Source organism: Burkholderiales bacterium, from assembly GCA_035518095.1.
Lineage (GTDB): Bacteria > Pseudomonadota > Gammaproteobacteria > Burkholderiales > JAHFRG01 > JAHFRG01.
This window is the reverse complement of sequence record DATIXX010000002.1, coordinates 17,430-30,915: the sequence shown is the minus strand read 5'-3', so window position 1 is coordinate 30,915 and position 13,486 is coordinate 17,430. Positions and strand designations below refer to the sequence as shown.

The window sequence follows — 13,486 nt, the reverse complement described above, 5'->3', positions numbered from 1 at the left end:
GCCTGAGCTTGCCGTGAGCGAGTCTTCGAGCGCCGCGATCACCAACCAAGGTACAGCCCGGTTGTTTTCGGACTTGCTGGTTCACCACATGGGCGAACGGCTCGCGGACGGCGTTACCCAGGGGCTCGCGGGAGACGACGAGTTTCGCACGGCTCCACTGTGGGGCGCCGGGCAACGCATTTTCTTTCTCCACGACGGGCGCACCAAAAACTTGGTTGACGCGATTGAGCAACACGCCAGCCGGGGCTCGGAAGCAAATCGCGTAATTTCCAAATTCAATCGCCTATCCACCGAGGATAAACAGGACATTATTAATTTCCTGCGGAGTTTGTAAGATTGATCCCGGCGGCGCAGGAGACGATCTGCTGTTCGGGGACAATGCAGTTATGATTTGTTGATCATGAAGTACGTCACTATCACGGTTTGTCTAATGTTGACGCATGGTCTGTTTGTTTTTGTTGCGTTTTAGTTTTCTCGGTAGCAGGTTACCACGGTTTCCTGAAGCTCAGGTACCAGGCCTGGCCGTCATACAACTCGCGATACTTCTGCTGTTCCATCCCCGCCGGGATTAGCGGCGCGGGAGGAATGATTGGTCTGTGCTGATGCTTGAACCAAGCATTGATGCCTGGAATGTGCTCCAACGTCCGGGCAACCTTTTCGGTTTCATCCATCATAACGATTTTCGAGCCGTTCCGAGCCACGCGAATCATCTCGTTGATGGCTTTTCCCTGGTCGTTGAAAAAGTTGATCCCTCCCATTTGGTAGACTACGTCAAAACTCGCGCCCCTGAACGGCAGATGTTCGGCCTGCCCCAGGAACAGCTCGGCGGCCGCACTCAGTTTCCGCATCTTCTTCTGGCACACCTTCAACATCCCCGTCGAAAGGTCAAGTCCGAAATAATCACAATCCTGTGGGAGAAACGGCAGATCAGAGCCGGTGCCGACCGAGGTAGCGAGCACCCGATCGCCCGGCTTGATTTCCAGTGTTTCGATAAATTTCTTGCGCAACTCGAGCTCCGAGACACCAAGCACGTACAGTCCGACTCGGCTTAACAGATCGTAGAAGGGCGCCCAGCCGTCATAAATCCTGCGAAACCGGCTGTTGATGCCGGTAATTTCGTGAGGCTCGACGAAATGCGGGATCCCATCACGAATCGGAAACTTGAGCCCGTGCTCACGATTGACAAGCGATTGCCGGGTCTCGCCATTGTCAGCCGCATCGGTAACAAGCTCCAGCGCCGCGTGCTCGAGGGGGCTGCACAGTATCGCCAGAGTTTCGGTTCGCATGCTCGTTGTTATCCTGCGATTTATCATTAAAGGGCGGCTCAGCGTGAGTGCTAGGAATCGAAATCGCCGCCCCGTGAGCCTTTGCTATTATAGTAAGTGTTGCCCATCAGGTAGGGCAAATCATGGGGGCAATCCGCGGGTTCAACTTGACTGCCTTGCTTGCGGTCGGGTCGCCGAAATGCACCTAGTGCAATCCCCGCTTCGACCAATCCGACACTTGTCGGAATCAAAACGGGAACCTTTTCGGCGTGGCAGGGGTGACGTCATCAACTTCGTGGAGGCACCGAACTGGATCAGGCGTGGCGAATTGCATAAAAATGCCGGCAGCATCGAAAGGGTTAAGCGCTTGAATGGCACGACATCAACTGAGAACCTAAAGTCAATATGATCCGTAAATGTTGAACTGAGGCAAATTTCGGAGACGAGCCTCGTTGAAAGGAATAGAGAGAAAAGGAGCGGGCGCGACCGGGCAACAAAAAAGCCTGCATTCCCGCAGGCCTTTTCGTGACTTCAGAGAATTGCTCGTGTGAGCCTATCGTCCCGGTCAATAATTCCGGTGAGATAATATGGCCAGCATCGCTGCTAACAACCCGTCACGATCTAACTTGTTTGCTTTTCCCAATTGAACTATTTCGCCATTGATAATTTTAACTCTGTCGTCGACATGAAAAACGGATTGGTCTCGCAGTGAAATAACTTGGTAGGTGCCGTCATCCATGCGCAGTTCGACTCGGCGAATCACAGGTTTATTGGGCCTCTTATCAACCCCGTCAATCTCGGTAATTAAGGCAACCACGCCGCAGTTGGCACAGCTTCGCGACAAAGCGGCTTTCCGCGCGGAGGCGAGCTTCTCCAAAATCAACGAGGTGATCCTCGGCTTTTGATGCGATTCATCATTACTGCTTACAGCCGGGTCGCTAGTCCTAGCATTCACCAACCAGATTTGATCGGTGATTGCGACTATTCCCATTATGCAAAGAATAATAGCCGAGACCGAAGCTATGATAATCGATGACGTAGTATTGATCGGATTGTCCCGCATGGCATTCTCCCTAGTTCCTGTATACAGATTTAATCGTTTAATTAATATGAACTCATTCACATATCCGTAATTGATGAGAAATCGGGAGGGCGCAAGACGAGAATATTCGACGGCGATCGCCGCATAATTTCATTTAGATCAATAAGCTACGCGATTAAGATTGGGCTTTTAATCCGCAAGTCCCAGGTTCGAGTTCAAAGAGGGGAATCCATAGGACTCGAGCCCCATAGGCCATCAGATTGGCCTGGCCTCTCGCTAATGTACTCACTTGGCGACAAAGTGACCTTGGCGAGTGTCTACTTCCAAACTAGAGCGGCAGTTCGCCACCAGATTACAGCCATGCCGCTCTCGAGTATTTGCTTTTGCCGGGTCAGGAATCCGTATTCGAAGCAGGCCGGGCGCGTTGATCACGGTTTGGCCGAAATCGATCGCAATACCCAAGCTTGCGGTCGGTGCGGGCGGCACGATTTAATGGAACTCGTTACACAATGAGATAAGCTGATCCCTACTTGGCACGATTAGAGTATGACAGCGCCGACATTTGAGGGCCTGGCCCTACCGCGCAGCGGCAGATAGCTGAAGCATAGTAGGCCAGAACTTTTTCGGGGCGAGGAACGGCCGCTGCGACCTCGGCAATGCGCAATGGATCAGTTTCTGAGCAACTGAAACAAAGGATCTCGGTCAATGAACGTTACTTATCACTGGAAGACCGTTGGCCAAGTAGAGATCTTCTACCGGCAGGCGGGCGCCAGCGAAGCACCTGTCATCCTGCTGCTGCACGGTTTTCCGTCTTCCTCGCGGATGTTCGATTCGCTATTTCCCCTGCTGAGCAGCCGCTACCATTTGGTTGCGCTCGACTATCCCGGCTTTGGTCACTCCGCGGCGCCGCCGCCCGAACGCTTCGCCTATACCTTTGATCATCTTGCGCAGGTGACTGATCAATTCACCGAATCGCTCGGCCTCACCCAGTACGTGCTCTACCTCCAGGACTACGGGGGCCCAATCGGGTTCCGACTGGCGCTTGCGCATCCCGAGCGCGTGCAGGCGCTCATTGTGCAAAACGCGGTTGCACACGAGGAAGGTCTGGGATCGCTGTGGGCGGCGCGGCGTGCATTTTGGGCCAATCGGGGTTCGAACGAAGCCAAGCTGCGGGAAAATTTTCTCTCTCTGGAAGCGACTCGACTCCGGCACGTTGGGACCTCGCCAAATGTGGATCGCTATAATCCGGATCTGTGGACTGACGAACTCGCGTTTCTGTTGCAGCCTGGCCAGGATCGCATTCAACTCGATCTGTTCTACGACTATCGAAACAACGTCGCCTCGTACCCCCGCTGGCAGGAGTACTTGCAGTCGCACCGGCCGCCCATGCTAGTGGTCTGGGGCAAGTACGATCCCTCCTTTACAACTGCGGGTGCGACCGCGTACGGACGGGAAGTTCCCGATGCCGAAATCTACCTGCTGGAGGCCGGGCACTTTGCTCTCGACGAGGCAGCGCCGGAGATTGCCGCGCGCATCGACGCTTTTCTAACGTCACGCGGCATCGGCAAGCGGGTTTGACGGGCCATTTGTCGCCTTGGCTGAGGCGCCGCCGATCCCAAGCCCACAATTTGGTGCAGTCAGGTCTTGATATTTCAGTTTTACCGAATAACGAGTAAACACAGAATCCGTTAGGTCGCAAACCCGCATGCTCTATGATAAGCAACACGTATTCCCAGATCGAAATCGGCCGGTACTCGAGTTTGCACTGCACCCCAGTAAGCAAGGCGATCGAACAGCAAGGAATGAAAATATGGCGATGCCAGCATTAAGACCTCATCCCTTAGCGGATACCATTGCGGGCAATCATACAGACTCACAAGATGCGAAAGGACGGCCATGTCTACTGACCTGAACGATGACCTACCTGAAATCCTCAACAACGTGCGAACCCGGCCATTGTTTGTGATGCGCTTGGATGTCCGCAAGCTCCTGATTATCGGTGCAACCCCGGGAGGATACCGCCGCATCGGCATTGTCCCCGGAGGGTCATTTAGCGGAGAGCGACTATCCGGCGAAGTGCTTGAAGGAGGCAGCGACTGGCAATCCGTACGCAGTGATGGAGCCACCACTCTCGACGTACGACTCACACTTAAGACCAACGACGACGCCCTTGTCTGTATGACATATCGTGGGCTGCGCCATGGTCCGCCCGAGATCATGGAGAGAATTGAGAACGGTGAGGTGGTCGATCCGACGAGGTATTATTTCCGCATTAATCCATTGTTCGAGACCTCGGCCGCAAAATACGACTGGATCAATCGCATCGTCGCCATCGGCATCGGACATCGCCGAGTCGATGGACCGATCTATAGCATCTTCGAAGTACTGTAAGGCGTGGTGTTGCGAGCAAAAGCCTGACAACGAGTTAAGGCGAACACTCGGCATCGGTCGCCTTATTGGTTTTTAATTCAGTCGGAGCCATCATGCGTGGGCAGCTCGGCAGCGCTTTCCGTATTCTCAGAAATGTGAAGGCGATCTATTCGCTCGAAGAAAGCGGGGTCGCGAGTTTTTCCAGTCCAACTCTTTCCGCTTTTACACCAAAGACTACCTCTGCCGCCGCTGCGGCCAACATCAAAATAGCTGCGACGAAATATCCGTAGAAGACTGCATCTCGCGACCCGGACCCGATCAGGACGCCAAAAACCCACGGTGCAGCAATGCCCCCTACCGCCGTGCCAAGCGAATAAAAGAAAGCAATGGCAAGAGCGCGCATCTCCAGAGGAAATATTTCACTCACCGTAAGATATGCGGAGCTTGCCGCTGCCGAAGCAAAGAAGAAAATAATCGTCCACAGGATTGTTTGGCTGGCCGCGGAGAGCAGCTGATGGTCAAAAAGAATTCCCGTCAGGATCAATAAAAATCCAGAAACTGCGTAGGTGCCGGTCACCATCGGCCTGCGGCCGATCGTATCGAAAAAACGTCCTAAAAGAAGTGGCCCGGCGAAATTTCCCAGCGCGAACGGGAGCAGATAAATCCCCGTACGCCCGGATTCGACACCGTAAAATCGGATCAGCACGAGCGCGTAAGTGAAGAACATGGCGTTGTATAGGAATGCCTGTGAAATCATGAGGGTAAGCCCCAGGATGAAACGTTTCGGGTATTTCCGAAGCATAGTTCGCGCGATGAGGCGCAATCCAAAGCTCTTGTGAGGATGAATTGTCAGGAAGTCGCCTGACGGCTCTTTGAGTTTCTTGCCGGTTTGTCGCTCAATGCGGTTTTCAATCTCGCGCACAATTCGTTCGCCCGCTTCTGGCTGTCCATGGGTGACTAGCCACCGGGGACTCTCGGGAATGTATCTCCTGAGAAAAAGAATAAAGAGGCCGAGAAATGCCCCGCCTCCGAACGCGACTCTCCAGCCTACGTTTGGTGCAAAGAGATTCGGATCAAGTAGAAAAACAGTGGACGCGGCGCCCAAGGCCGCGCCAATCCAGTAACTTCCGTTTACGATGAGATCGACCCGGCCGCGATACTCCGCCGGTATGAGCTCATCGATTGCAGAGTTGACCGCAGCGTATTCTCCGCCTATGCCAGCTCCGGTAATCAAACGAAACAGAAAGAAACTCCACAAATTCCAGGAAAACGCGGTTAGGAGAACTCCACCGAGGTATACGCTCAATGTAATAAAAAAAAGTTTCTGGCGGCCGAACCGGTCGGTCAACACGCCAAAGAGTAACGAACCCAGGACAGCGCCGGTCAGGTACCCCGAAGCAATAAGCCCAATCTCAGGAGCGCTGAAATTCATCACTTGCGGTTCCTGGAGTACACCGCTGATCGCGCCCTTGATTGTGACCTCGAGACCATCGAGAATCCACGTGATTCCCAGCGCGACCACTATGAGCCTGTGGAAGCGGCTCCACGGCAGCCGGTCCAGCCGGGCTGGGATCATTGTCCTGAAGGCAGCCGCATCCTTAAGTACTTGCTCGGTGGGAACCAAGGCATCACTCCTTCCTGATTCGCAATTGCGCGGCTCTCTCATAGCAAGAGTCAACGGGATCTCAAGTTTTTGGGATTCGTGTGATTGCTTCCCGCCAAGGCGCGTGGGGCACGCCCCTTTCTTAAGTCTTCTGCGTTCCCCATCCAGAAAATCATGCGCGAAGTGGGTAGCGTTCTAACTAGCGTTTGACCACAAGAACCTGAAGCAGACGTTTCCGGGGCCAAGGTGCGACATATTTCAATGTAGCTCATTACGCAACGAGCCAAACATGCGCCCTGAACTTTTTTGCCCGCGCTTCGTACTGGAGCCGCGTGATTCAGTTCTTCAGCCGGTACCCCGTCCTGAAAATCCATACGACACCGCCGAGACAAAACACGAGGAAGCCCAGCGTCATTGCGAGGCTCACGCCCACGCCGACGTCCGAAGATTCATAGAAGCTCCAGCGAAATCCGCTGATCAGGTAGACGATCGGGTTGAACAGGCTGACGGTGCGCCATGCCGGCGGCAGCATGTCGATCGAATAAAAAGCGCCACCCAGGAAAGTCAGAGGCGTGATGACCAGCATAGGAACGAACTGAAGCTGCTCGAAACCCTTCGCCCAAATGCCGAGGATAAAACCAAACAAGCAGAAGGTTACCGCGGTTAATACCAGGAAGGCGATCATCCACGCCGGATGTTCAATTTGGATTGGAACAAACAGCGCCGCCGTCGCCAGAATAACCAGCCCCAGAATAAGCGACTTAGTTGCCGCTGCCCCGACATATGCAAGGACGATCTCGACTGCCGAAACGGGAGCAGACAGCACTTCGTAGATTGTGCCGGTGAACCGCGGCAGGTAGATGCCGAACGACGCGTTGTTGAGGCTCTCGGTGAAGAGCGACAACATGATGAGCCCAGGCACGATGAAAGCGCCATATCTTACGCCGCCCACTTCGCTTATGTGCGAACCGATGGCGGAACCAAACACTACGAAGTAGAGCGAGGTGGTAATTACCGGTGTCACCAGGCTCTGCCACAAGGTGCGCCGGAAACGGGCCAGCTCGAAGCGGTATATTGCAAGTACGCCGTGGCGGTTGAAAACTGGAATTTTCGCGAAAGTACTCATGCGTGTTCGCTTGTATTCCTGCCGACCAAACCAACGAAGATGTCTTCCAGTGAGCTTTGTTGAGTTTGCAGATCCCGGAACCCGATTCCCAGTTCGCTCAGGCGTCGCAGCAGGACAGGGATGCCCGTGCTTTCCTCGGCATCGAAAGTGTATTCCAGCTCGGTGCCCCCGGCTTTCAGCGCCAGGCGCCAGGCGTCGAGTTCTGCGGGAATTGCGGTCATCGGCTCCTGCAGGTGCAGAGTCAGCTGTTTCTTGCCGAGCTTCTTCATGAGTTCGCTCTTCCCTTCGACCACGACGAGCTTACCGTTGCTGATGACACCGATGCGATCGGCCATCTCTTCTGCTTCCTCGATGTAGTGCGTGGTCAGGATGATGGTCGCGCCGCCGTCGCGCAGGCGGCGCACCAGGGCCCACATGTCGCGGCGCAGTTCCACGTCCACGCCCGCTGTCGGCTCATCGAGAAACAAAATCTCGGGCGCATGCGCCAATGCTTTGGCGATCAGTACGCGCCGCTTCATTCCGCCCGACAGTGTCATGATCTTGTCGTGGCGTTTCTCCCACAGCGACAGCTCGCGCAGCACGTTCTCGATGTGCGCCGGAGCGGGGGCGCGTCCAAACAAACCGCGGCTGAAAGTTACGGTCGCCCACACTGTCTCGAACATGTCGGTGTACAGCTCCTGTGGCACCAGCCCGATCATTGACCGCGCTGCGCGGTATTCGCGCAGAATGTCGTGGCCACCCACGTGTACCGCGCCAATGCTCGGCGTGACGATCCCGCAGATGATATTGATAAGCGTCGTCTTGCCGGCACCGTTCGGCCCCAGCAACGCAAAGATTTCGCCCTTGCGGATCTCGAGATTGACGTTGTTCAGAGCCTGCAGGCCAGTAGCGTAGGTCTTGGTCAGGTTCGATATGCAGATGATTGGCGGCACGGGGGTGAGTATAGCGCCATCCAAGCAAATCGATTGCGCAGAATCTAACAAAGCCGGGTCGCCGATGCGTCGGAGTAAACGCAGTTGAACTTGGCGAATTGCATAAAAGTATCGCTTTATAGCTTTGACGAAAATCTGCGCGAGCGCTGCCGCGCAAGCATTTACTTCGTAAGCGCAGGCTACGCAAGCAGCGCTCCATTGGGCGGCGCGGCCGGGCGCTAGACTTCACAACGTTTAATCCCGGTGCCAGGAAATGTTTCGCAACCTGACAGAGGCGCCTATTGCCGCGATGAGTACCCTCGAGAGCAGGGCCATGTCGAGCGGCATGCCGCGCCGCCGGACATCGAGCAGCAGGGCGATGCGACCGTTCTCGCTGTGGTTCCACACCTCGTGCGGAAAGGTGTCGTCCCACAGCAGATATTCGCCGTTGCCGATCCGATACTCGCGGTTGTCGATCGTGAGCACCGCAGCGGGACGGCCATTCTCCGAGATCGGCACCGACAGTCCCAGATAGAAACGAATTACGCCGCGAAACGGACCGCGATGCCGTGGAACGTACTTCCCTGGAGCGAGAAAGGACAACGCGGCCGAAAGAACATCTGGAACCGATGAGATCAGCGCCGCAAGAAGCGGACACCGCGCGCTATTCTTGCGCACGGACACGCCGTACGCCTTCAAAACGAACATCCGCCAGTCGCGATCATCGTTCGCGGAGATCGCCGCCTGCTCGGGCATCAGTTCGTGAAAACGAGGTACCCGTTGCAGGTCTTGGGCGACCTGAATCGCTTCGTCGCGCAGTTCCGGCCATGCTTCCACGAACCGTCGCGCGTCTGGAAAGTGAGACGCGACGTCTAGTACCGGCGGCCCGGAAATGCGGCGTTCGTAGATATTCCGGATCATCTCCGTTGACAGGTTGTATAAGGTGTCCACGTTTCCGTCTTTGTATTGGATTGAATGCGCCGGCCGACTAGTGTCGATTTAATATCATGCTTTCATATGCGACGCGTGCGATTAGTATGCCAAGCTGACGCGAAACTAGGCATCCACGAAGGCGCTGCGCTTGTTTTCGAGCAAGGTTTGGAACTTGTTCGCTTCGATGTGTACAGGGCAGATGTATTTCATCGCATCTCCTCTAAATTATTGGCGCGCGCACCCCATTCGTGTGGCTGAAACGAATTTTCTCACAGCACGCAACGTCGGGGCATCGCGTCTTGTCCCAACCAAGCCTAGGCGTCGACCAGAATCCTGAATCCGCCCCAGAACATGCGCTTGCCGTCAAAAGGCATGGCGTTCGGGTCCATCATATCCGCAAGACGCCGGTCCTTCATGGCCTTGGCATTGACGCGGTCGCGATGCGCGCGCGACTTGTACACGATGTAGGAGAAAACCACCGTCTCACCGGCTTTGAGCTTGACGCTCTGCGGGAACGACGTCCACTTTCCTGGCTTCACGTCGTCAGCGACGCACTCAACAAACTCGAGTGCACCGTGTTCGCGCCAGACCTTGCCCGCCTTCTGCGCCATGCGGCGGTAGGCGTTCAGTTTTTTCTTGGGGACAGGCACGACAAATCCGTCAACATATTGCATGTGAACTCTCCTTTGTTTACGTTTTCACTCACAGGCGGCGCCGGTTGCCATCATGCCGCACATGTGACGCTTGCGCGGCACGTGAATTTTCGCCATCACTGCGTCCATTGCGCCGATGGACGCTCCTATCGCTGAATAGCCGAATGGGCGAGCCAAAAATCGACAGACCGCTGTCGTCGATTATTTCGCGGCGTGCACAATACGATTTATTGCACCCCGGGGAGGCGCTTGGTGCTCGGCCATTTCCCGAATCGGCCGGATCGGCCGCACCTCGATGCTACCCACGCGCGCCGGCGGGATCTTCGCAGCAATCTGAATTGCCGCGTTCAGGTCACTGGCGTCGATGAGGTAAAACCCAGCCAGCTGCTCCTTGGTCTCCGCGAACGGGCCGTCGGTGATCGATACCTTACCGTCGCGAACCTGCACGGTGGTGGCGGTCTGCACGGACTCGAGCGCTTCCGAGGCGATGCAGTGGCGGCTTTTCCGTATTGCCGCGTCGTAGTCGAGGCAATCGCTGTCGGGCAACTCGTTCAGCCGTCTTTCATCAAGATACACGAGGCACAAATATTTCATTGCTTGCTTCCTCTGTTGAAAATCGCTCCGATGGGCTGTCGTCCCTTCGGTTCAATCTTGGGCAGTTCGCCCCAATACCTGCCGTGTCTGCGCGTCCTCGGCAATTGGACGCACCTCGACGCAGCCGCGCCGTGCCCCCGGGATCCTCGAAGCAACCTGTATCGCTTCGTTAACGTCCTTGGCTTCGATCAGGTAATAGCCGCCAAGCTGTTCCTTGGTCTCAGCAAAAGGTCCGTCGATGGTCGAGACCTTGCCGTTTCGCACCCGGAGCGCGGTCGCCGTTTCCGGAGGCAGGAGCCGGTTTCCGCCGACAAAATGGGCGCTATGCCGAATCCCTTCGGTGAAGACCCTGTATTCCTCGAATTGATTTTCCGCGTCAGCTTCGGTCAGCTGCTCCATGACCTTCTCGGCATAAATCAAACACAGGAACTTCATTGCATTCTCCGTACACGCATTGATCAGCGGTTATTGCTCAACTACCTTCATGTTGGGCAGTCCGGCCTAAAAATCCGTTCCGATCGCTCAGCTGCCCATTTTCTGCACCGACTTCTGCATTTCTTCCCGACTCACATCGCGGATGCGCGTCGCGACCGACCAGTGGTGGCCGAACGGATCTTCGAGCCTGGCGTAGCGATCGCCCCAGAACATGTCCTCGAGGGGCATCGTGATCTTCGCGCCCGCGCCGAGCGCGCGCTTAACAAACGCGTCGACATCCGCGACATAAAGATGAATTGTAACCGGAGAGCCTTTGAGCGATTTTGGCCCCAATGCTCCACAGTCGGGAAACTCATCGGCCAGCATGACGGCAGAATCGCCAATCCGAATCATGGCATGCATGATTTTGCCCTGTTGGCCGAACAATCGTCCTACTTCCACTGCATTGAACGCTTTCTTATAGAAATCGATGGCGTCGGCCGCGCCGGCGCAAACCAGGTGCGGCGTGACTGTGTGCATTCCCTCGGGAATCGCTTTGACATTCGGCATGGTGTTTCTCCTTTCGCTGCGGGTTTACTTGTTGCGGGAGACCTGCGTGTGCACGCGCTCTGCCGATTCCTTCAGCTCCGGCGTGAACTGCTCGTCGAAGTCCTCCGCCTCGAAAAGCTGGCGGATCTCGATCTCGGAGTCCCCCGGCATTGGGTTGGGGCAGCGCTTGACCCATTCGATCGCCTCTTCCTTCGACTTCACCTTCCAGACCCAGAAGCCGGCGATGAGCTCCTTGGTCTCGGCAAAGGGGCCGTCGACCACGGTTCGTTTTGGCCCGGAAAATCGCACGCGCGCGCCCTTCGAGCTCGGCTGCAGTCCGTCACCTGCGAGCACAATGCCTGCCTTGGCCAGTTCCTCGTTGTATTTGCCCATTGCGGTCAGCAGCTCCTTGCTCGGCATGACGCCGGCTTCCGAATCCTTGGTGGCTTTGACAATAATCATGAATCGCATGGTCGTATCCCCTTTCTAAATTCGTTGATCGGTTGTTGAATAACTGGTTACGCTCTTAGTCGTTTGGGACGGGGCAAAATCGACAACCGGACAATAAGATTTTCGTTGGCCGTCTCAGCCCGGCAACTCGCTCAGCCGCTTCTCAAGAAAACGCCGCTCCGGCTCCTGTTGAGTAAGGGCTAGTGCCCGTTCATAAGAGGCCCGAGCCGCGCCCGTTTTCCCCAAGCGGCGGCACAGGTCGGCCCGCGCCGCGTGGGCGAGACGGTAATCCGGCAAATCACCCACCAGTATGGCGTCGATCGCTACGAGACCCGCTTCCGGGCCGTCGCGCATTGCAATCGCCACTGCGCGATTGAGCTCGACTACAGGCGATGGATCGATACGCAACAATACGTCGTATAGCCCGACGATCTCGCCCCAGTCTGTAGCGGCAGAATCGGGCGCTTGGGCGTGCACTGCCGCAATTGCCGCCTGGAGCGTGTACGAGCCGAAGCGGCGTGACGACAAGGCTTGTTCAACCAGCGCCGTCCCCTCCGCGATCTGATCCCGGTGCCAGAGCGAGCGATCTTGGTCCTCTAGTAGAATCAGATCCCCTGTAGCCGAGGCACGCGCCGCGCGCCGCGAATCGTGCAGCAACATTAGTGCAAGCAGCCCCATCGCCTCAGGTTCCGGCAGCAGTTGTGCCAAAAGCCGCGCCAATCGAATCGCCTCGCCCGAAAGATCGTGGCGCGTTAAGGACGAACCCGAGGACGCGGAGTAGCCCTCGTTGAATACCAGGTAGATCACACGCAGCACGCTGTTCAGCCGGTCCGGAAGTTCGTCCGGCGATGGCACTTGATAGGGAATCTTCGCGTCGCGGATCTTGGTCTTGGCCCGCACAATGCGTTGGGCTAACGTAGGCGCAGCAGTGAGAAATGCGCGCGCGATTTCCTCCGTAGTAAGGCCGCAAACCTCGCGCAGTGTCAGCGCCGCCTGGGCATCCGGCGGAAGAGCGGGGTGGCAGCAAGTGAAAATGAGGCGCAGCCGATCGTCATCAACGTTTTCGCCTTCCCACGCCGCGCTATCATTGGTAGCCGCCTCGACCTGCTCGGCGTCTTCATCCAACGCATCGAAACGGGCGCGCCGGCGAATACCGTCGATAGCCTTGAAGCGGCCCGCCGAGACCAGCCAAGCCCGCGGATTGTCAGGGACGCCATCCCGCGGCCACTGCTCCAGTGCTGCCCTAAAAGCATCGTGTAAAGCTTCCTCGGCGAGGTCGAAGTCGCCGAGCAGGCGAATCAAAGTTGCGAATACCCGGCGCGACTCGGAGCGGTATATAGCGTCCACCATCTCGCGTACTCGTTGTGCTTTGTCTTGATTCATGGCAGGAGATTAAAGTGGCTGGGCTATCCGGGTCAAACGCCATTCAAGGCGCTCACCTGAAATAAGGCAAATGGCTCAAGTCTTGGACTATCAGCTTTTCCCATCGAGCGTTAACGTGCGGACGGCGTCTGGTCTTGGATCTTGGAAGCTTGATAATGACCAACGTGATTAACGGAGCGATGGGAAATTCAAG

General features: G+C 56.1%; 17 protein-coding genes. 3 read left to right on the top strand and 14 right to left on the bottom strand.

Features of this window, described 5'->3' with window-relative positions:
• Positions 1-334 (top strand): di-heme oxidoredictase family protein (locus tag VLV32_00215; GenBank protein ID HUL40324.1); only part of this gene is annotated, 334 nt, incomplete at its 5' end.
• A gap of 151 nt (positions 335-485) precedes the next feature.
• Here the strand turns inward: VLV32_00215 and VLV32_00210 are convergent.
• A complete protein-coding gene (locus tag VLV32_00210) occupies positions 486-1,286 on the bottom strand; it encodes a methyltransferase domain-containing protein (protein HUL40323.1) in 801 nt (266 codons plus the stop codon).
• A 544-nt stretch (positions 1,287-1,830) separates the two neighbouring features.
• Positions 1,831-2,328, bottom strand: a complete 498-nt coding sequence (locus VLV32_00205) for a hypothetical protein (protein ID HUL40322.1) — start codon at positions 2,326-2,328, stop codon at positions 1,831-1,833.
• A gap of 684 nt (positions 2,329-3,012) precedes the next feature.
• Here VLV32_00205 and VLV32_00200 point away from each other — a divergent pair.
• Positions 3,013-3,885: an alpha/beta hydrolase gene (locus tag VLV32_00200; GenBank protein ID HUL40321.1), complete on the top strand. Its 873-nt coding sequence runs from the start codon at positions 3,013-3,015 to the stop codon at positions 3,883-3,885.
• A 110-nt stretch (positions 3,886-3,995) separates the two neighbouring features.
• On the opposite strand, the gene VLV32_00195 is transcribed toward VLV32_00200, so the two are convergent.
• Positions 3,996-4,205, bottom strand: a complete 210-nt coding sequence (locus VLV32_00195; GenBank protein ID HUL40320.1) for a hypothetical protein — start codon at positions 4,203-4,205, stop codon at positions 3,996-3,998.
• Between VLV32_00195 and VLV32_00190 the strand changes: the two genes are divergently transcribed.
• Entirely contained in the window at positions 4,204-4,698 is a 495-nt protein-coding gene (locus VLV32_00190; protein HUL40319.1) for a DUF3237 domain-containing protein, read from the top strand. The two genes, VLV32_00195 and VLV32_00190, sit on opposite strands and share 2 nt — an antisense overlap.
• 145 nt (positions 4,699-4,843) lie before the next feature.
• Here the strand turns inward: VLV32_00190 and VLV32_00185 are convergent, their stop codons facing one another.
• The 11 genes from VLV32_00185 to VLV32_00135 form a co-directional block, all read right to left on the bottom strand.
• Positions 4,844-6,301: an MFS transporter gene (locus VLV32_00185; GenBank protein HUL40318.1), complete on the bottom strand. Its 1,458-nt coding sequence runs from the start codon at positions 6,299-6,301 to the stop codon at positions 4,844-4,846.
• 316 nt (positions 6,302-6,617) lie between these two features.
• Complete coding sequence (locus VLV32_00180) at positions 6,618-7,406, bottom strand: ABC transporter permease (GenBank protein HUL40317.1); 789 nt, start codon at positions 7,404-7,406, stop codon at positions 6,618-6,620.
• Complete coding sequence (locus VLV32_00175; GenBank protein HUL40316.1) at positions 7,403-8,338, bottom strand: ABC transporter ATP-binding protein; 936 nt, start codon at positions 8,336-8,338, stop codon at positions 7,403-7,405. The genes VLV32_00180 and VLV32_00175 overlap by 4 nt, the downstream gene beginning before the upstream one ends.
• A gap of 234 nt (positions 8,339-8,572) precedes the next feature.
• Positions 8,573-9,238, bottom strand: a complete 666-nt coding sequence (locus VLV32_00170) for an aspartyl/asparaginyl beta-hydroxylase domain-containing protein (GenBank protein ID HUL40315.1) — start codon at positions 9,236-9,238, stop codon at positions 8,573-8,575.
• 326 nt (positions 9,239-9,564) lie between these two features.
• On the bottom strand, positions 9,565-9,924 hold the full coding sequence (locus VLV32_00165; protein HUL40314.1) for a DUF1428 domain-containing protein: 360 nt from the start codon (positions 9,922-9,924) through the stop codon (positions 9,565-9,567).
• Between the two features lie 24 nt (positions 9,925-9,948).
• Entirely contained in the window at positions 9,949-10,080 is a 132-nt protein-coding gene (locus VLV32_00160; GenBank protein ID HUL40313.1) for a hypothetical protein, read from the bottom strand.
• A gap of 24 nt (positions 10,081-10,104) precedes the next feature.
• The gene (locus VLV32_00155; protein ID HUL40312.1) at positions 10,105-10,497 is read right to left on the bottom strand and encodes a YciI family protein; all 393 of its coding nucleotides are present in this window, start codon (positions 10,495-10,497) and stop codon (positions 10,105-10,107) included.
• 51 nt (positions 10,498-10,548) lie between these two features.
• Positions 10,549-10,932, bottom strand: coding sequence for a YciI family protein (locus VLV32_00150; GenBank protein HUL40311.1), 384 nt, complete (start codon positions 10,930-10,932; stop codon positions 10,549-10,551).
• A gap of 87 nt (positions 10,933-11,019) precedes the next feature.
• Complete coding sequence (locus tag VLV32_00145; GenBank protein ID HUL40310.1) at positions 11,020-11,481, bottom strand: VOC family protein; 462 nt, start codon at positions 11,479-11,481, stop codon at positions 11,020-11,022.
• Between the two features lie 24 nt (positions 11,482-11,505).
• Positions 11,506-11,931, bottom strand: a complete 426-nt coding sequence (locus VLV32_00140) for a YciI family protein (protein ID HUL40309.1) — start codon at positions 11,929-11,931, stop codon at positions 11,506-11,508.
• A 114-nt stretch (positions 11,932-12,045) separates the two neighbouring features.
• Entirely contained in the window at positions 12,046-13,293 is a 1,248-nt protein-coding gene (locus tag VLV32_00135) for an RNA polymerase sigma factor (protein HUL40308.1), read from the bottom strand.
• Positions 13,294-13,486: the final 193 nt, after the last annotated feature.

Coding starts and splice junctions, on each gene's coding strand:
- VLV32_00210 (HUL40323.1), bottom strand. CDS start 1,286: ATGCGAACCGAAACTCTGGCGATACTGTGCAGCCCCCTCGAGCACGCG.
- VLV32_00205 (HUL40322.1), bottom strand. CDS start 2,328: ATGCGGGACAATCCGATCAATACTACGTCATCGATTATCATAGCTTCG.
- VLV32_00200 (HUL40321.1), top strand. CDS start 3,013: ATGAACGTTACTTATCACTGGAAGACCGTTGGCCAAGTAGAGATCTTC.
- VLV32_00190 (HUL40319.1), top strand. CDS start 4,204: ATGTCTACTGACCTGAACGATGACCTACCTGAAATCCTCAACAACGTG.
- VLV32_00195 (HUL40320.1), bottom strand. CDS start 4,205: ATGGCCGTCCTTTCGCATCTTGTGAGTCTGTATGATTGCCCGCAATGG.
- VLV32_00180 (HUL40317.1), bottom strand. CDS start 7,406: ATGAGTACTTTCGCGAAAATTCCAGTTTTCAACCGCCACGGCGTACTT.
- VLV32_00170 (HUL40315.1), bottom strand. CDS start 9,238: ATGATCCGGAATATCTACGAACGCCGCATTTCCGGGCCGCCGGTACTA.
- VLV32_00165 (HUL40314.1), bottom strand. CDS start 9,924: ATGCAATATGTTGACGGATTTGTCGTGCCTGTCCCCAAGAAAAAACTG.
- VLV32_00155 (HUL40312.1), bottom strand. CDS start 10,497: ATGAAATATTTGTGCCTCGTGTATCTTGATGAAAGACGGCTGAACGAG.
- VLV32_00150 (HUL40311.1), bottom strand. CDS start 10,932: ATGAAGTTCCTGTGTTTGATTTATGCCGAGAAGGTCATGGAGCAGCTG.
- VLV32_00145 (HUL40310.1), bottom strand. CDS start 11,481: ATGCCGAATGTCAAAGCGATTCCCGAGGGAATGCACACAGTCACGCCG.
- VLV32_00140 (HUL40309.1), bottom strand. CDS start 11,931: ATGCGATTCATGATTATTGTCAAAGCCACCAAGGATTCGGAAGCCGGC.
- VLV32_00135 (HUL40308.1), bottom strand. CDS start 13,293: ATGAATCAAGACAAAGCACAACGAGTACGCGAGATGGTGGACGCTATA.